14 protein-coding genes and 1 pseudogene are annotated in these 17,335 nt (G+C 64.1%); 9 read left to right on the top strand and 6 right to left on the bottom strand.

What is annotated here, in order from left to right; genetic code table 11:
* Positions 1 to 7: 7 nt before the first annotated feature.
* Positions 8 to 1,684, bottom strand: coding sequence for an alpha-amylase family protein (locus KZ820_RS06405; protein WP_219747732.1), 1,677 nt, complete (start codon positions 1,682 to 1,684; stop codon positions 8 to 10).
* A gap of 80 nt (positions 1,685 to 1,764) precedes the next feature.
* Complete coding sequence (locus tag KZ820_RS06400) at positions 1,765 to 4,626, bottom strand: TonB-dependent receptor (RefSeq protein ID WP_219747731.1); 2,862 nt, start codon at positions 4,624 to 4,626, stop codon at positions 1,765 to 1,767.
* A 344-nt stretch (positions 4,627 to 4,970) separates the two neighbouring features.
* Here KZ820_RS06400 and KZ820_RS06395 point away from each other — a divergent pair.
* The 3 genes and pseudogenes from KZ820_RS06395 to KZ820_RS06385 form a co-directional block, all read left to right on the top strand.
* Positions 4,971 to 5,180: pseudogene (locus tag KZ820_RS06395) on the top strand (IS6 family transposase); the annotation flags it as partial.
* A gap of 127 nt (positions 5,181 to 5,307) precedes the next feature.
* Complete coding sequence (locus tag KZ820_RS06390; RefSeq protein ID WP_219748137.1) at positions 5,308 to 5,520, top strand: flagellin; 213 nt, start codon at positions 5,308 to 5,310, stop codon at positions 5,518 to 5,520.
* 176 nt (positions 5,521 to 5,696) lie between these two features.
* The gene (locus KZ820_RS06385; protein ID WP_219747730.1) at positions 5,697 to 6,737 is read left to right on the top strand and encodes a HupA family protein; all 1,041 of its coding nucleotides are present in this window, start codon (positions 5,697 to 5,699) and stop codon (positions 6,735 to 6,737) included.
* Positions 6,738 to 6,894: 157 nt separating this feature from the next.
* Here the strand turns inward: KZ820_RS06385 and KZ820_RS06380 are convergent, their stop codons facing one another.
* Positions 6,895 to 7,950, bottom strand: a complete 1,056-nt coding sequence (locus KZ820_RS06380; RefSeq protein WP_219747729.1) for a GGDEF domain-containing protein — start codon at positions 7,948 to 7,950, stop codon at positions 6,895 to 6,897.
* A 296-nt stretch (positions 7,951 to 8,246) separates the two neighbouring features.
* Between KZ820_RS06380 and KZ820_RS06375 the strand changes: the two genes are divergently transcribed.
* Positions 8,247 to 8,648, top strand: coding sequence for a hypothetical protein (locus KZ820_RS06375; protein WP_219747728.1), 402 nt, complete (start codon positions 8,247 to 8,249; stop codon positions 8,646 to 8,648).
* A 97-nt stretch (positions 8,649 to 8,745) separates the two neighbouring features.
* Here KZ820_RS06375 and KZ820_RS06370 read toward each other — a convergent pair whose 3' ends face one another.
* Positions 8,746 to 11,094, bottom strand: a complete 2,349-nt coding sequence (locus KZ820_RS06370; RefSeq protein ID WP_308462142.1) for a putative bifunctional diguanylate cyclase/phosphodiesterase — start codon at positions 11,092 to 11,094, stop codon at positions 8,746 to 8,748.
* 5 nt (positions 11,095 to 11,099) lie between these two features.
* Positions 11,100 to 11,705, bottom strand: coding sequence for a cupredoxin domain-containing protein (locus KZ820_RS06365; protein WP_219747727.1), 606 nt, complete (start codon positions 11,703 to 11,705; stop codon positions 11,100 to 11,102).
* A gap of 109 nt (positions 11,706 to 11,814) precedes the next feature.
* Here KZ820_RS06365 and KZ820_RS06360 point away from each other — a divergent pair, with 109 nt between their 5' ends.
* The 3 genes from KZ820_RS06360 (at position 11,815) to KZ820_RS06350 (ending at position 13,664) form a co-directional block, all read left to right on the top strand.
* Positions 11,815 to 12,687: a DUF3034 family protein gene (locus KZ820_RS06360; protein ID WP_219747726.1), complete on the top strand. Its 873-nt coding sequence runs from the start codon at positions 11,815 to 11,817 to the stop codon at positions 12,685 to 12,687.
* A 28-nt stretch (positions 12,688 to 12,715) separates the two neighbouring features.
* Positions 12,716 to 13,195 carry a group I truncated hemoglobin gene (locus KZ820_RS06355; protein WP_219747725.1) on the top strand — a complete coding sequence of 160 codons (480 nt, stop codon included), beginning with the start codon at positions 12,716 to 12,718 and terminating at the stop codon, positions 13,193 to 13,195.
* A 247-nt stretch (positions 13,196 to 13,442) separates the two neighbouring features.
* On the top strand, positions 13,443 to 13,664 hold the full coding sequence (locus KZ820_RS06350) for a hypothetical protein (protein ID WP_219747724.1): 222 nt from the start codon (positions 13,443 to 13,445) through the stop codon (positions 13,662 to 13,664).
* 54 nt (positions 13,665 to 13,718) lie between these two features.
* On the opposite strand, the gene KZ820_RS06345 is transcribed toward KZ820_RS06350, so the two are convergent.
* The gene (locus KZ820_RS06345) at positions 13,719 to 15,866 is read right to left on the bottom strand and encodes a putative bifunctional diguanylate cyclase/phosphodiesterase (RefSeq protein WP_219747723.1); all 2,148 of its coding nucleotides are present in this window, start codon (positions 15,864 to 15,866) and stop codon (positions 13,719 to 13,721) included.
* Between the two features lie 663 nt (positions 15,867 to 16,529).
* Here KZ820_RS06345 and KZ820_RS06340 point away from each other — a divergent pair.
* Positions 16,530 to 16,721 (top strand): hypothetical protein, encoded by a 192-nt coding sequence (locus tag KZ820_RS06340; RefSeq protein ID WP_219747722.1) that lies wholly within the window; start codon positions 16,530 to 16,532, stop codon positions 16,719 to 16,721.
* Between the two features lie 141 nt (positions 16,722 to 16,862).
* Positions 16,863 to 17,333: a hypothetical protein gene (locus KZ820_RS06335; RefSeq protein WP_219747721.1), complete on the top strand. Its 471-nt coding sequence runs from the start codon at positions 16,863 to 16,865 to the stop codon at positions 17,331 to 17,333.
* The last annotated feature ends 2 nt before the right edge of the window (positions 17,334 to 17,335 follow it).

Below are 17,335 nucleotides of genomic sequence, written 5' to 3'. Positions count from 1 at the left end.
CGGCTTGTCACACAAAGGGATCGGCTCCATCGGGTACGTCCCAATCGTATCGCCTCGTCATCGGGGGCGATGTGAACCGCCACTCTTCTGGGGTCGGGGAGGTGGATCCGGCGATCGGATGTCCCTGAGGCTCGCCGACGGCGATGGCGAAGGCGGCGCGCACGGCAGCCCTGGCCTCGTCGGTCATGGCGTCGGGTGCCGGGGCGATGAACAGGGTCGTCCCGCTGCGTGCCACGACGTCGAGCCACTGCGCGGTGAGCCGCCAGGGGATGATGCGGGTGACCGCGACGATGTCGGGATCGGCGTGGAAGAAGGTACGATGCTGGGGGAGGCGGTAGGCCAGCGCGTTAACGCCGAAGCGCCGGGTCCGCTCCCACTCGCGACCGCTGGTATCATCCGAGATACGCTGCGTCTCGAAGATGCCCGCGGCGAGGTGACCGAAGGTGTTACAGCCCAGGATGGTGCAGCTCGACCCCGCCGCCGAGCGGATCGATCGGTACAGGTCGAGCACGATCTCCGCCGTCGTGCGCGTCGGGTCGGCGAAGCGCCAGCCGCGCCGCCCGGGTTGCGCGCCCATGTCGCGGCCCCACTGCCCGAAGATCTCGAAGGTGGTGAAGTCGTGCTTGATGAACTCGAAGCCCTGCGCGCGCGCGTCGCGTACTGAGCGCAGGATGGCGTCCATGCCGTCCGACACCGAGGGATCGTAGGCCGCGATCTCCGCCGCAGCGGCGTCCCCGAAGCGTTTGGGCGATAACCGCGTCGCGCGAACCTGCTCCTCGGCGCGGAGCGGACGGATCCAGATACCGGGCCGCGCGCCGCTCTGTCTCATCTGCGCCGCGAGCACGCTCAGGTCGGGAAAGCGGGCCTTGTCCTGCCAGCCGTCATCGATGACGACGAACGGTCGGTGGCCCGGCGGGGATAGCTCCACCATCAGCTTGGCATCGCGCAGGATTCCCGCCGCGGTATTGCGGCCATAGGCGTAATTCCAGTCGTTGCTGCCGACGATCGGTCCGGCCGGCAGCAGCGGCTTCTGGCACATCCGCGTGCAGAAGGCGCGCAGGCGGTCGTAGCTGTCTGCCCCGCCGCTCCACTGCGACGAGAGCACCCGGCATAGTGCGAGGTGACGGCCGGTGAGGTTCGCGGGCTCGCCGCCATTCCGCAGGTCGATCCACAGCGACAGACCATCGGGGTCGCACTGCCAGAAGCAGAAAGCGTTGGGCTGGGTCTTTACGCCGAAGGCGGCGACGTCCTCGCCCTGTTGCAGCACGAAATACCAGGGGAGCGCTCGCTCGGGAGCAAGGCCGCGCCAGCCGAGCTCGCCATAGGCGCGCTCCCACGTGTCCGCGAGCACACGCGCGTCGGGTGCGATCCGCCGGCGCCAGCGCAAGCGTACGAAGGTGACGTCGGTACCGCCGCTCTCCAGCGCGACAGTCAAGCCGTGCCCGTTCGCCTGCCGGTCACCGTCGACGCTGAGCTTCAGTCCGCGCGTGCTCCAGGTCGTGCCCTGCTGGGTGAGCGCGGCGACCGTGCCGTCCGCAGTGCGAGCCGCGACCGCATCAGGGGCGCCGAGGGCGTCGGGTGCGGCGCCCCCACGGGCTGCCGCATCGCCCGCGCTCGCGAGGAGCGGCGATGAGAGGCCGAGCGCACCTGCCCGCGTGACGAGATCACGACGATTGATCAGCATTCTTCGTGTTCTCCGTTGAAGCGAAGAGCCGCGGTCGCGCAAAGTTTCGCCCACGACCGCGCTCATCGACGAAGGTCCGCTCAGAACTTGACGCGCGCCCCGAAATTGTAGCGGGCGCCGGTCTCCTGCAGCAGCAGGAACCGCTCCTCGATCGCCGACCATTCGTCAATCCGCTGATTGGTCACGTTGACTCCCTGCACGTAGATCTGGACGTTGGGCGTGACGTCGTAGCCCACGTTGAAGTCCAGCTGCCCGTAGCTCGAGCGATTGCGCGGACGGCTCTGATCGGAGCGGCACGAGCGGAGATAGTCCGAGCGCCAATTGTACGAGCCACGTGCGGACAGACCATACTTCTCATAGAAGATGCTGCCGTTGGCCGAGTGCGGCGACAGGCCGTTGTAGCCGCAGTCATAGTCGGCCAGCGAAGCGTCGCGCTCAGCCTTGCTCTTTACATAGGTGTAGTTGCCCGCCACGCCCAACCCGGACAGCACGCTGGGCAGCCAGTCGAACGTATATTGCCCGCCGACCTCGACTCCGCGGATATAGCCGCTCTGACCATTTCGCGTACGGGTGTCCTGGTAGGTCCGGCCGAAGCGCTCTACCGGCACGGTCTGCAGTTCGAGGAAGTTGCTCAGGTCCTTGTAGAAGCCGCCGACGCTGACATAGCTGATCGAGTTGAGATAATATTCGATCGACAGATCATAGTTGGTCGACTTGAACGGCTCGAGCGTCGGATTGCCGCCACTCGATAGCGGGACGGAGATGCGCCCGCCGAACGAATTGTCGACGCCCAGATCCGTCAGCGTCGGTCGCGTCACCGTCTGCGAGAAAGCGGCGCGCGCGATCAGCTTCTCTGTGACGTTGAACTTGATGTTCGCCGAGGGCAGCGCGTTGACGTAGCTGTTGCGCACCGAGATGGGCGTGGATGGCCCGTAGGTGTAGATCAGCGTGTCGTCACCGCGAGCGTTCGAGACGTCGACCACCGGCTGGCTAAATCCACGAGAGATCGTCTGGGTCCGCACCACACGGATGCCCGCGTTGGCGCTCCAGTTCTCGCCGCCGAACGACATCGCGACATAACCGGCGAGCAGTCGCTCGTTCACGTTGGCGTTGCTGCCAGGATTTTCTCGCAGGCCGAAAGGGCCGCCGGGCAGCGCCAGCAGACGTGCGGCCTCCGCGGCCTGCTCCGCCGCGGTGCGACCCTGACGCGGTAAGGCGAGCGTCCTCGGATCGGAGAGGAAGGCGATGATCGCGTTGGGATCGTAGGTGAAGAACTGCTGCGGCGCGCTCTCGCTGCCGGACACGCCGGGCAGGAAGTTGTCGAGCTTATAGGTCGACAGTAGTGACGGATCGATCGGGATCTCATAGCCGGTGTAGGCGCTGTTCCCGTCGCGGTTGCTGAAGGAGCGGCGATCCTTCGTCCGATCCGAATAGGCCACGCCGATCCGGACCGAGCGCAGGATGCTGTCATGGATCTTATAGTCGGTGTCGAGGTGGAACTCGGAGCTGGTGTCGCGGACGCGGTCCGCGTCGACGCCCGTGTAGTGGGCGCGCATCAGCGAAGGATCGGTGATGTTGCCGAAGTTCGACGCGATCGGCAGGTCGCCGTCCTTGTTGAGGTCGAAGCGCGGGCTGGTCTGCGCGAGCGAGCCGACCACGACGAACTGGTTGGGCGCGCGCTGCGTCGCCTGGGTGGTCGAGGCGTCGAGGCGCACCTCGACGTCCTCGGCAGGGTTCCACTTCAGGTTGCCGCCGATCTGGTAGGTCTGCGTCTGGCGGACGTTCTTGCTGACGATGTTGTCGTTCTGCGACAGCGACACGAGGCCGTTGAGGGCAGGATTGGCGGCGAGGAACTGCTGGCCCGGCCGGTTGAAGCCAATCGCCGAGGCGGTGTCATCGAGCTGCAATCCGATATACGGGCTCGAGTAGAAGTTGGCGAAGCTGTTGGTGTCCGCGAAGACGTCGAACTTGGAGTAAATGCCGTCGACGGTGAGCAGCAGCTGGTCGCTGACCTGGGCCTGCACTGCACCCGCCACGTTGATCCGGCGCCGACGATCGAGTTCGCGACGGTAGTTGACGCTCTGCGGCACGTTCACGGTCGCACCGGTGCTGGTGATCGCACCCGGCTGGAGGCCCGCGGAGTCACCGGTGCCGTTCACGACGTTCTGCGGGCCGTAGAGCCATCCGCCGACATCGACGAAGTCGAGCTGGCTGCGCCGATCGGTGTAGGAGCCCGAAAGCACGAGGCCCAGCGTTTTGGCCTCGTTGGTCACCGAGGTCACCGCCGAGAAGTCGGGGCTGAGCTTCTCGCGCAAGGTGTCGTAGATGCCGCCCGCGGAGGCGGCGAGATGGAAGCCGCTGCGGCCGTCGAGCGGGCGCGCGGTGATGATGTTGACCGTCGCGCCGATGCCGCCCTCTTGGAGCTCGGGCACGCTCGACTTGAAGACATCGGTACGTTGGATCATGTTCGACGATAGCACGTCGAACGAGAACTCGCGGCCCGGATTGTCGGTCGCCATCACTCGGCCGTTGACCAGCACCGTGTTGAACTCGGGCCCGAGCCCCCGGACGGTGATGAACTGACCCTCGCCGCCCGATCGATCGATCGCGACGCCCGTGATGCGTTGGAGCGACTCCGCGATGTTGGCGTCGGGGAACTTGCCGACGTCCTCGGCCGAGATGGAGTCGACGATCTGCTGCGCGTCGCGCTTGATCCTGGCGGACGAGGCGAGGCTGCTGCGGATACCCGTCACGACGATGTCGTCGGTGGTGTCGATCACGCCTGGACCGACCTGGGCGGCGGCAGGGGTCGGCTCCTGTACGGTGCCGCCGGGACTTGTCTGCGGCGCGCCTGCGGCCGGCTGGGCAGCGTCCTGCGCGGCGGCAGGAGCCGCAAGCAAGGCGGCGCCGACCAAGAGCGTGAACTTCATCTTAGAAGCCATGACAACCCCTCCCAGGTGCAGTTGGACATGTGACTAAGTCAGCGGGCGCCCGACCTGTTGGTGGTGACGCTGCTTAACGAAATGTTCGATAGAAGACCGGTATTGATCCGCTTCGACGATCTGAAGCCGCGAAGCGCTCCATCACGGCGCCTCTCGTCTGCGGCCTGTACCTCAACCTTTACCGCGTTGTGATCGGCCGCACGGCGGCTTGCCGCCCGATCCTAATCACCAACTAGGTGGGTTTAATTAGATATAAGAAGTTTCGCCAGTAGGTTTTTAAGCCATTTCGCTTTATTTCGCAGAGAACGTTCTCTTCCGTGTTGGCGCATGGTCGCCAAGCCGAACGAACCCGCAATTCCCCAAAGCACCTGCCGTCCAGGCGACGAGAGCGGGCGATGCTGCGTTTTCGACGAATGCGAACGCTAAAGAAGTTCGCCTTGGTTCACCCAAACGTCCACAACCGCTTAAACCACGAACGCCACCTCGTCGACAGGCAGACCTACAAGCAGCGCCGCTCCGCGGCGCTGGCTGAGTGGCAGGCGCTCGCCGGCTGATCAGTCACCTGCAAGGGCCGGAGTGCATCGTGCAGAGACGAGTTCGCATCAGGCTGACAGCACCAACAAGCGGTTTGTTGTCCAACTATGACAATGCTACGCTGAAGTCTCGAGCGCGCGCGCATCGCTGGGCTCATCGCAGAACGGCCCGCAGTCGGCCATCAACGACACGCTCACCCATGTGACCCACCTCACGGCAGCGCGCAGTCGCGTCGAGGTCGCCGACTTCTCGACTGAGACCACCGCGCTTGCGAAATTGCAGATCCTGACCCGGACCCCGATCGCCATGCTCGCTCAGGCCAATCAATCCAGCCAGGGTGTGTTGAAGCTGCTCAGCTGACAGTGCCCACTAGCGAATAGATACATCAAAGCAGATGCTGCCGGTCGACAGCCGGCCCAGCGCCGTTTACGCCTCAACGGCGTTCTGCAGCAACATCTCCGACTTCGGTCTTACATGCTAGGTCGGTTAAGCAATCGCTAGCTCCGGCTTGTCATGACGTCTCTCAGGAGGTTGCCTTGACCCTTTCCCATCGATCAATCGGCATCTTCAAACGCGGCTTGATGTTAACGGCGAGTCTCGCGATCGCAGCTTGCGGGGGCGGAGGTGGGGAAGCGTCAACATCTGCGCCCGCCCCAGCGCAGGCGTCGGTACCTGCGTCGCCCATCGCGACGCCGACGCCAGCTCCGATCCCAAACGCGCTCAGCTTCACGACGGTGGAGGTTGGCGTCGACACCGACGCGTCGGGCGTGCTGCAGATGTCGATCCCCGCGGAAAGCTCCTCGCCGATCATCGTGTCGGATCCGCACGCACCGGCAGCTACACGTTTCGAAGACTTCCGCCTCGATGGCAACGAAACGATCAGAGCCAGCGGTTTTGGCTCGCACAGCGGCATCAGCATCTCGGCATCGCCAGCGACCTATCAGGCGTCCTCCGTTTTGCGGTTCACACAGATGGGGACGCTTCCGCGACAAATGCCAGTGTTGCTGTGGACATCGCCGAGTGACTCCGAGCCGCTCGCTATGCCGCTCGCGGAAATCGTCGAGAAGCTCCCGGGCACCAGCAGCACAACCGGCATGCTGCCCAAGCACGCACGCCTGTTGGAGGTTGGGAGCCCCAACTTCCGCGGCATACGCGTCTTCGGTTCGAACACGCTGACGAGCTCTGTCCCGGAGAAGGGAAGCTCGCGTTACGTTGGCGAGCTTTTCGGAACGGTTTACCCGACCGGCGAGGCGCCGAGCCGGCTGGTGGGTGACTGCGTCCTCAACGTCTATTTCGATGGCGCGCAGTCACACGTGACCGGGCTGATCAAGTTTTCGCAATATGAGCGCACCGATAATCGTGGAACCGCGCTGACGATTGACTTCGTTGCGGACATCGTCCGCGGCAAGTTGGTCACGCGCTCGATCCAGGTGACTGGCACCGGAAACATGGTGCAGTACGGGGCGGTGGCCGGCAGCTTCTATGGCGACGATGCGAGCGAGCTCGGCTTCACGATCTCGGCTCGAGGTCCGAGCGGCATCCTCATCGGAGGTGCGATCCTGGGGTCGGGCCACTGAACCGATCTGGGGTGGGGCCCGGAGACGCCCGCATCAATGGGCATCTCGGCAGAAAGGCGACTAACAACTGATTATAGGTTGATGTGCGAGCGCTTCCCACGACCGCAGCCCGCCCTCGTCAATCGGCCCGGCCGAGAGCATGAACCAGATTAACGGCTTAGGCGCACGCCTCGAGCCCTTGGCGCCGAACCGACGAGGCACATACGGCACGACTAAGCTTGTGACGCCGAAGCGCCGCATCCGCTTCCTCAAGCAGGGACTTCATCTCGCCGGCTCGGCTGGACGGTCGGCTCGAGCCGATACTGGCGCCGACGCTGACGACCTGCCCGTTGATCTGGTAGGGTGCGCTCAATCGCTGCACGATCTCGTGGGCCCGCTCGGTGACCACCCTCGTCGAAGAAGCATCGACTTGCATGACGACGAACTCGTCTCCACCGAGACGCGCGACAGCGTCACGGCTTCGTGCCGCTGCGGTCAATCGCTCGCCTACGGCACAGAGGAGCGCGTCACCCGCAGCATGGCCGAGTTGATCGTTGATCTGCTTGAAGCCGTCGAGATCGAGGTAGTGAAGTGCATAGCTGCTTGCGGAAGCACCGGCGGGATTGAAGCCCGCGATCGCCTCTGCGAGGGCGAAGCGGTTCATCAAGCCGGTCAGGTGGTCGCGGCGCGCGAGCGCTGCGAAGGCGGAACTTGTGGCGGACTGCCGCTCCTGTGCAAGGTGACGCTTGGTAAGGCTGCGAAGCCCGCCCGTCAGCAGCGCGACGAGGCATAACGCTGCGACCGCATGGTCGGGCTCTGCTCGCGCGGCCAACACCAGGACGGACGGCAGGACCGCCAGAAGGACGCTTCCCCCGGCGATCAGCGGTCGTAAGGCCGTGGTGGCTACGGCGCCTGCGGCATAGCCCACGACGAGGATCGCGACCGGCAGGTGAAGCGATGAGATGGGCAGCACCAACGCGCGCGCCGCAAAGCAGCCGAACAGCACGGCGAAGGCGAGGTAAGACACGCCGAACCGTCGCTCAAGCTCATGCGCGTCATCCCTCGAGAGGGCCGCTGCAGCGCAGCGTGCTCGGCCGCGATAGAGGATCCATAGCCGCCAGCCGCTGACTGCTACGCCGATGCCTAGAAGCAGCGACGCAGCGCCATCGCGCGAGCGCAACGACACAAGCGTGGCCACCAGCAGGAAAAGCGCGCTCATGATGGTCGCGGGCATTCTTGTCGCGACCAGGCTAGCGACCCGCTCGGCATAAGGATCCTCGTGCTGAGGCGCGTGGTCTAGGGGCGGTAAAGGCATCTCGCCCTCGACCCTGACGGTGACAGATTAAGATCATGAGAAGCCGCGTTACCGCAGAACGGTGCGATCATGCACGCCCCGGCCGAACAGCGCGCAATGCGCGTTGCGGTTCTACAAAGGTCGTATCGCCAGCAGTCGTGCTCGCAGGCGACAAGGCGCGTTAACGCCTTGCGCCCAATCCAACGATCTTGTCGGTCACCCAGGCGGATAAGTACATGAAGGCTATCCACGTGGCGGAGCACCGCCAGATGCTCGATCTCGCTGCCGCGATCCTCGCTGAGACGTCAGCGCAGCAACCATGCCGGCGTGACAGTCTCGGCCGACTAAGGCTGAGCTTCTCTCGACTCGTGAATACACACTGCGAGGCGGAAGGCAGAAGCATCCGAGCGGCCGTTAACGCCGGCCTATTATGCCCGCGCGTCGCTGCCACCTTTCATCGCGAACTGCAACAATGGCGTGCTGCTCTGGTCTGTCTCAATGGTGCTTGGTCGAGTGCTCGCATCGAGCACGACCAGAGCGGTTTCGCCTCCGCGTTCCGCCCGCTGGCTGAAGACCTCCGCAGCTACATCGAGCGCGAGGAAACTCAGGTCCTCGACAAGCTCCAGCTGGCTTCCTGATCGCCCGTAGTTCTGGGTCAGCGCGATGAGAGTGGAGGTGGCCGCCTGAGCCACCAAGCGTAAATTGTGGCGAACAGGGTCTAGGGTGAGGCGACGCTCACATCCGAGTGGAAGATGCCCATGACATGTCTGTTGGCTCGAGCCGGGGGTTTGCCTCGTCCCCGGTTTTTGAAGCCATCAACGCGGTGATCTCGGTCACGCCGATCGGTTTGCTGAAGTAGTAGCCTTGAATATGGCTGCAACCTTGCGCGCGAAGGATATCCAGCTGACCGGCATTCTCAACTCCTTCGGCCGTCGTCTCCATCCCAAGCGCTTCTGCGAGCGTCGTGATCGATTTGATGATGGCGGTAGCTCCGTCGCTGTTCAGCAGATCGATGATAAAGCTGCGATCAATCTTGATTTTGTCGAACGGAAAGGAGCGCAGGTAGCTGAGGGAGGAATAGCCCGTACCGAAATCGTCCAATGCCACCCGCACGCCGAGGTTCCGTAAGCTATGCAACGACGCCAGCGTCGTCTGAGGATTGTCGATGAACAGGCTCTCGGTGATCTCGAGCTCCAGCCTTTCAGGCGCGAGCCCGCTTTCCGCAAGCGCCTGAAGTATCACCGCGCTCAGCCCCGGATTGCGAAATTGTACCGGTGAGACGTTTACCGCGATACGGACGTGATCTGGCCAGTCGCAAGCGATCCTGCACGCCTCGCGAATCACCCATGCACCGATCGGGACGATCAAACCGGTGTCTTCAGCGAGCGGGATGAAGTCGGCCGGCGGGATCGTGCCACGTTCGGGATGTTGCCAGCGCAGCAGCGCCTCGAACGCGGAGATACGCCCCTCGGACAGGTTGAAGAGAGGCTGGAACATCAGGAATAAGTGACCGTGCTCGATCGCATCGTGGAGATCGAGCTCCATCTGTCGGCGTCGCTGTGCCTCCGCGTCCATCGCGGCCTCGAAAAAGCGAAAGCCCCCGCGCCCCTCGTGCTTGGCGCGGTAGAGCGCGAGGTCCGCGTTTTTCGCCAACGTCATCGCATCTCCACCGTCCGGTCCGAAGATGGCAATCCCCACGCTGGTACCCGGCACGATTCGGTGCCCATTGACGACGCAGGGTGCAGACACGGCACGGATGAGCTCGTGCGCGAATCGAGCGTGAGAGAAGCGCAGGTCGTCGACGACCAGGGCGAACTCATCGCCACCGAGCCGCGCGACGAAGCCGTCACCCGCAACGTCGCAGAGGCGCCGAGCGATCTCGCAGAGCAACGCGTCGCCCGTCGGATGGCCCAGCGTATCGTTGACAACCTTGAAGTTGTCGAGATCGAGGCAGAAGAGCGCATGCTGCCGACCGACTGTGGGACGGAGCGACAGTGCACTAAGGCGTTCTCCCAGCAATGCTCGGTTGGCTAGCCCGGTCAAGCCGTCGTGCAGCGCCATATGAGTGATTTGACGTTCGCGCTGGCCGATGTCATCGACCATGCGGTTGAAGCTTTCAGCCAAAGTGCCGAGCTCGTCTCGCGTGGTAACGGGCACTTGGGCGTATTCACCCTGAGCCACTCGGCGTGCCGCAGCGTCGAGCGTCGCGATCGGTCGAGTGATCCGCTTCGCGAGAAGCCAGCTGCCAAGCGCGGCCAAGGCAGTTCCGGCGACGCCGCAGGCGAACAGCAACCAAAGGATTGGAGCGTAATCACCCATCGCGCGGGTGACGCTATACTGCAACACCAGCATTTGCGGTCGGCCGCGCCCGAAGGTGGCGAGCGGCGTAGCCTGCAGCAGCATGTCTTGGCCGCTCACCCGCCTCTCCACAACGGCGCCGGAGCGCTCGCTCGGCGAGAGGTTGACGGCAGGCACAACCCGCGGCGACAGGTTTATGGCGGACAACCGCGAAAGGCGGGCGATCTCGCGTGTATCCAGCGCGTTGGCGAAGACGACCCAGCCTATCGTGACTGGCGCTCGGATTTCCGCGGCAGTGGCGTTGAAGTGCCGGTCCCCGATGGTCAGAATACCGCTGGTGCTGCCATCCTCCAGTGCGTCGCGCAGCGCCGTGGCTTCCCGTTGTGCCAACTTGCTGCGAAAGCCTATCACCCGCCCGGCGGTCGAGACGTAGACGGCCTCATCAAGCCGCAAGCGGGCACGCAGCGAGTCAAGCGCGGAGGCGATCGTCGGAGCGTCGCCAGTCGCTGCGGCCGTGCGAAAGCCAAAGTCTGCGGCGAGCACGCGGCCCGCATCGCCCAGCTGCGCGTATCGCATGGTGATGACGCGGTCGAACACAGCCGCGCCGCTCACCATCTCGCTTCGGATCATGCGCTCGGCATAGCCGCTGATACCTGCCTTCGCCGTGCCGAGCGTCGTCACGACGATGACGGCGATCAGCGTCGCGTAGAACAGCGTCAGCTTCGTCGATAGCGAGCCGACGATGCGTCGCCGCACCGCGCGCACGATCTGGGGAACGATAAACACAGCGATCAGCGCAGACTAAGCCGCAGCTGGCGCGACACGTCGCCGATCGCTGAGACGGGCAGCGCGAAGCTAGCTTCGTTGTCCTTAGCCTTTAAGCGCGGATGCCACACGGTGAGCGTCGCTGCGCCCGCCGTCACCGACGGGATGCTGACGTTGCCTGCGGCATCCGTCTTGCCGGCGAACGGCGTGTCAACGACCTTGATGAAGCCGCTCATCGTGTCGTGAATGTTGCACCCGAGCGCGACTGCCCCCGGTCTGGTGAAGGTGTAGCTGCGCGTCTCATCTCGGCCGAAGAGCTTCAGCTCGAAGCGGGCCGGCTTGGAGAAGCTGTAGACGTGATGGCGAACCTTGTCTTGGTTCGGAAAAGCGACGGTGGCGCCCACCGGCACTATCAGAACATGCGGGTTGAAAGTGATGTCCTTCTGCACCATCGCCATGCGCCAGGCGAAGCGGATCGGCTGGGTTGGTGGTCCTGCGGGCGGTCTTATGGTGACGACGGCATCCGAAACCGGCTGTCCGCCAGCATCGACGACGTGGACTGAGACGGTCGCCGCTTGGGCCTGCGCTGCCGTACAGGCGCTGGCACACGCGATCAGGGCAAATCTGCTCATGAGCGCCTTATGACAGCCAGTCGTCAAACATCGGTGAACGGCCATTCCGCAGCGCGACTGCTAGATCCGTGTAAGTGAGTACTTAACCACAATCTGCGATGCGGAACCTATGGTACCGCGCTCCATCTACTTCGTGCTTTTGGCATCGGTCGCCGCGGCAAGTCCGGCGGCCGCGCAGCAGGGGGGAGGGGCTGGCAAGCTCCTTCTGACGAACGGGATCTCGACCGTGGAGGGCAGCTCCGGAGGCGGGCTTGCACCTTGGGCGGTGATTTCCGGGAACGAGACACGCGACGGCTTTGGCGCACAGGCAGCGGTCACCGTTGTCACGCTGCCCGACTACGACCTCAAGGCATTCTCGGTGGCAGTTGGCCTTCGGGATCGCCTGGAGCTTAGCTACGCGCGTCAGTCGTTCGACACAAACAAAGTTGGCGGAGCTCTTGGGCTCGGAGATAACTTCTCCTTCGACCAGGATGTGTGGGGGGCCAAGGTCAAGCTGGCAGGTGATGCGGTCTTCGGTCCGACCTGGATGCCCGCCATCGCCCTTGGCGTTCAGTACAAGAAAAGTCTTGACCCGCTCGTGGCTCGAGCAGTCGGGGCGCACGAGCGCTCGGGTGCCGACCTCTATGTGACCGCCACGAAGCTTATTTTGAACTACTCGCTGCTAGTGAACACCACCATCCGGGCGACGAAGGCGAATCAGCTTGGGTTGCTCGGTTTCGGCGGGCCGAACGGGACACAAAGGCGTGTCGTTCCTGAGGCTTCGATTGGTTATCAGTTCAGCCGCCGCCTTGTTGTCGGCGCTGAATACCGGAGGAAGCCCAACAATCTCGCGTTTGCTCGCGAGGACGACGCGTGGGACATCTTTGCCGCCTACGGTATCGGCGGGCACCTTACTGCAACCATGGCCTTTGCCGATCTCGGCTCAATCGCCACAGTCGATGGTCAGCGCGGGTTGCTAGTCCAGCTTCAAGGTAGCTTCTGACGCTGTCTGTTCAATAGGAGACATCCCGATGATGGTCTTGCTGTCGATCCTTCTCGCAACTGCGCAGGTTGCAGCGCCGGCTCCGCAGGGCGAAGAGGCGGTCGCACCATATCGCGTCGACCCAGCCAACGCCGGAGCCAAGCCATTCTCGGGCGACCGTATGGCGCGGCAATTTGGTGGTCAGCCCGGCATCCGTCGTATCGTCGACAGCTTTGTCACTTCGAACTTTGCTGACCCCCACATCGGCGAGATCTTCAAGAACCAGGATGCGGTAAGACTGCGTCGCGTGATTTTCGAGCAGTTCTGTTATATTCTAAATGCCGGTTGCACTTACACCGGAAGGGACATGCGGACGGCGCACACCAACATGGGCGTGCAGCAAGCCGACATGAATCGCCTTGTCGAGAACCTGCAACGAGCCATGGCCACCGAGCGAGTGCCTTTCGCTGCGCAAAACCGGTTCTTGGCGAAGCTCGCTCCCATGCGAAGCGCAGTTGTGCAGCGGTGATTTGGCAGTCATGTTTTTAGCTGGTGCGTTTAGCGCGTGGAAGCGAGCTAGGCTTGCCGTTGCGCGAGCGGATGGCAGGCTCTTTACAGAGGCGTCGACGATTAAGTCTTAGCCAGACATGCCGCGAGCCGAGGTCAGCCTCTTGGTGTGCAGCACCAATCATCGGTGCTACGATGCAAGGGCTTGACCGAGATAAAGGCAGGGTTTTCTAATCGCGATTAAAGTCGGCTCGCGAACCGAGTGCGCTATGAACGACGAGAACTCGCTAGACTACTACCGCCGGAGGGAAGCAACGCATCGCAAGCGTGCGGCCGAGGCGCGCGATCCGAACATCGCGAAAATGCACTCGGAACTTGCTGAGCGTTACGCTTCCGTGGTTGAGTCGCAGCAAGCGGTGGAGCGTCGGAGGGCTCCGCCGGTGCCGCGTGCATCGCTTCGCGACGGCGATCCAACGAAGACGGGCAAATAGTGGCATGTAGGAGCCGAGCTCAGCATAGATTTTGCGATCATCGTTGATAGCACGCTAGTGGGCGTCGCCGCTCTTTGAAGCCGTTGTGAGCAACGCTTCTGCCGCTCTGGCGGGCATCGGCCGGCCGAACAGATAGCCCTGTGCATGGCCACAGTTCTGCGCGAGCAGATAGGCCGCCTGCTCCGACGTCTCCACGCCTTCGGCGACCACCGCGATCCCGAGTTGGTTCGCCAAGCTCAGCACGGCGTTGACGATGGCAGCGTCGCCTGGATCCGTCAGGAGATCTGCGACGAAGCTGCGATCGATCTTGATGACGTCGACCGGAAATTCCCGCAGGTGCTTGAGCGAGGCGTAGCCCGTGCCGAAGTCGTCGAGCGCGACGGTGACGCCGGCATCGTGGAACGCGGCCAGAGTGTCGCCCGCGGTGTCGGCTCCGCGCCCGAGGAACACCGTTTCAGTAACCTCAAGCTCTAAAAGCTCGGCGGGCAAGTCATAGCGGCCAAGCTGCGCCATGATGCGGTCGAACAGATCGTCACGGCGAAACTCGGCAGGCGACAGGTTCAGCGCCACGCGCGTGAGCGGCAGGCCCGTGTCGCGCCAGCGCGCGAGATCGGCGCAGACCTGCTCGAGCATCCGCTCACCCAGCGAGATCGCCGCGGTGAGATCGTCGAACGCGGCCGCGATCGTTTCGGGCCCCTGAATGCCCAACGTGTCATGCCGCCAACGCAGGAGCGCCTCGAACCCCGACAGCGTGCCGTCGCTCAGTCTCACCTTGGGTTGGTAGAACGGTACAACGCGATCGTCGCGCGCGACCATCCGCGCTACCGAGAGCATCGACGTTCGGCGCTGCATGCTCGACCGCATCTCGGGTCGAAAGCGCGAGAGTTCTCCTCGCGCGCTCGCCTTGCCGGAATAAAGTGCGAGATCGGCCGTCTTGAGCAGATCACGCGCGCCGCGCCCATCCTGCGGGTAGAAGGCCAGTCCCGCCGTCGCCTGGCAGTCGAGCGTTATCGAGTCGGTCGCCACGGGCGCGCGCAGCGCGCGCAATGCGGCTTGCAGGCGTTCAACCGCAAGCTCCTGTGAGGCTGCCTCGAAGATCGCCGCGAACTCATCGCCGCCAAGGCGCGCGATCACAGCGTCATCCCCAATGGCGGCGACGAGTCGCTCCGCGACGGTCCTGAGCAACAGGTCGCCGGCGTCGTGCCCGACGGTATCGTTGGTCTCCTTGAGATGGTCGACGTCGAACAGCGCGAGCGTGAGCACTGCCTTGGCCGATCGATCCGCGCGAGCGATGGCTCCATCGAGAAGGCCGTTGAAAGCGGCTCGATTGACCAGCCCGGTCAGCGGATCGTGCTCGGCCGCCCAACGCACTCGCTGCTCGGCGGTGAGTTGCTCGGTGACGTCGCGGACGGTGACGAGGACGCGCTCCATGCGACCATTCGCCGACTTCACTCGCCAACCACTGGTCTGCATCCAGCGCAGCGCACCGTCGTTGGCGCGGTGAATTCGGACCGTCAGCTCGAAGCGAGGGTGAGCGTCGCCGTGGCTGATCGAGTCGACGAGCTGCTGCAGGATGGGCCGGTCTTCTGGAACGACCAGGGCGAGGGCGGTGGCAGGCTCCGCCGGCACCTCGGGAGCAAGACCGAGCATGGCACGGAATACGTCCGACCATAAACGTTTGCCGAGCAGGACGTCATAGTCCCAGATGCCAACGCCCGCCGCCTCCGCGGCCAAGCGGAAGCGTTCCTCGCTCGCTTGCAGGGCCGTCTCGGCCCGCTTCCGATCGTCAATGTCTTCGAGCGTGCCGAACCAGCCGAGCACCGCGCCCGAGCAATCCATTCGTGGTGAGGCACATGACCGGAACCAGCGATGGCCGCCGGGCGTGCGTAGACGGTAGTCGACGTCGACCGGCGAGCTGGTCTCGAGCGCCACACGCCAGGCGTGTCGCGTCCGCTCGATGTCGTCAGGATGAAGGGCGTCAAGCCAGCCGCTGTCCAGAGCTTCCGCGAGATCGATACCGGTGACTTCTGTCCATCGGGCGCTGGCAGTCCGAATGGCGCCGCTCGCGTCCGCGCTCCAGCTGATGTGCCGGGCCATCTCCACGCTGGTGCGGTAGTGATCTGCGTCACGCTGAGCGGCGGCAAGCGCGTCCAGCAAAGATCGAGGGGTTGAAGGCGGCCTTGAGTCGACGTCGTGCTTCACAGATGACCGCTGCATCGAACCAGCTTTCCAGCCCGCCTTGCCCCAACCGAGCCCGTCAGCAATCGCTGCGTAGCGTTGAAGAAAACTATACCCAGCAACGCTTTAAGGCTGGTTAGCGCAAGCCGACCGAGCGAAAGATATAGAGGAGATCGTTAGACATAGGTCTAACGTGAGCTGAACCCGAGTGCCACTCACCGCAGGCATTCTACCGTGTTCAGCGCCGCGAGCGTCCACATGTTCGCGCAAGCTCGGGCGTCAGGGTCGGCGGGAAGCAGACCGGCATGCCGCTCCGCGATGTAAAGGACGATCGGGCCGGTCTCGAACAGGACGAGACTGCCGTCTTCATAGGCCGGATTCGGCCGAACGGATGCAGCGCAAGATGCGCTGGCTTCTTCGTTGCTTCGAAGGACACGAGGCGGACGTCATGAGGCTGGCCGACTTCCTCAAGCGCCCAGCGCACACGGGTGTCGCGTGCCAACCCTCTGCCGCCGTCCGGCGAGCTGATGACGGCAGCGGACGAGTCCCAGCAGCTAGCACCCCAAGCGTCCGACCTTTCCGGGAGTGTGGCCACGGTCAAGAAGGATCCCGTCGCCATCTAGCCCTCCTTCGATCGTGCGAGCTGAGCGGCGCCCCACCATCTACGCGGTTCCCGGAGCGTTCCTTGTGAGCTTACTCGTGGCAGCCGCCTTCATGACCTGGCTACGGGCATCCGCGCCCCGCACCGTCGCCGATGACTGCGTCGACCGCCATCACGCGGTCGGCAGCAAGACGCCGGCGGCCAAGTCGATCCCGGTGACGATTTATAGCGACGGCGACACGGTGCTGGAGCCGCAGATGGAATATGCCACGGGGTAAGCGCGAAGGCGCCGGTGTGGCGGCGGCGGCGCCTGCCTCTACGCTTCATCGCAGGCGCGCCCACGCTTGATCCAGCACAATGCGCCCCGCCGTCCGGCCGTCTAACATTTTGTTTCTGCGTAGTGACGGCAAGGGAGAGCGATGGCGATCGGGCGCGGTGGGGCGACGACGGCGGTGCTGGCAGCGCTGCTGCTGGCCGCCTGCGGTCGCGAGGCGCGCGACATCGGCCCGTCGCTCGGCGAGACCCCGCCGCGCGGCGGCTCCGACCCGCGCATCCCTTACTATCAGGACAATGTATACCAGGTGGCGCAGGGCGGCCGTTACTTCGGCTGGTACGGCTGCGTCGCCTGCCACGTCGAAGGCGCAGTCGGCGTGCGCGACCTCGGCGACGGTCGCTGGCAGCATGGCGGCGGGTTCGACCAAGTCTATGCCGCGATCGCGCGGCGCCATGGCGCGCTCAACTATGCTGCGCGCATCCCGGCCGAGCCGCTGTGGCAGCTCACCGCTTATGTTCGCGACCTACCGCAGCACACGCCCGAGAAGCGCCGGCGCCTCGCGATCGATCAGGTCGGCGAGCCGCACGGGCGCAGCTGGTCGGGGCCGGTGCGGTGAGG

Source organism: Sphingomonas citri, assembly GCF_019429485.1.
In the GTDB taxonomy this organism is placed as follows: Bacteria; Pseudomonadota; Alphaproteobacteria; order Sphingomonadales; family Sphingomonadaceae; genus Sphingomonas; species Sphingomonas citri.
This window is presented reverse-complemented; position numbering and strand designations above follow the sequence as displayed.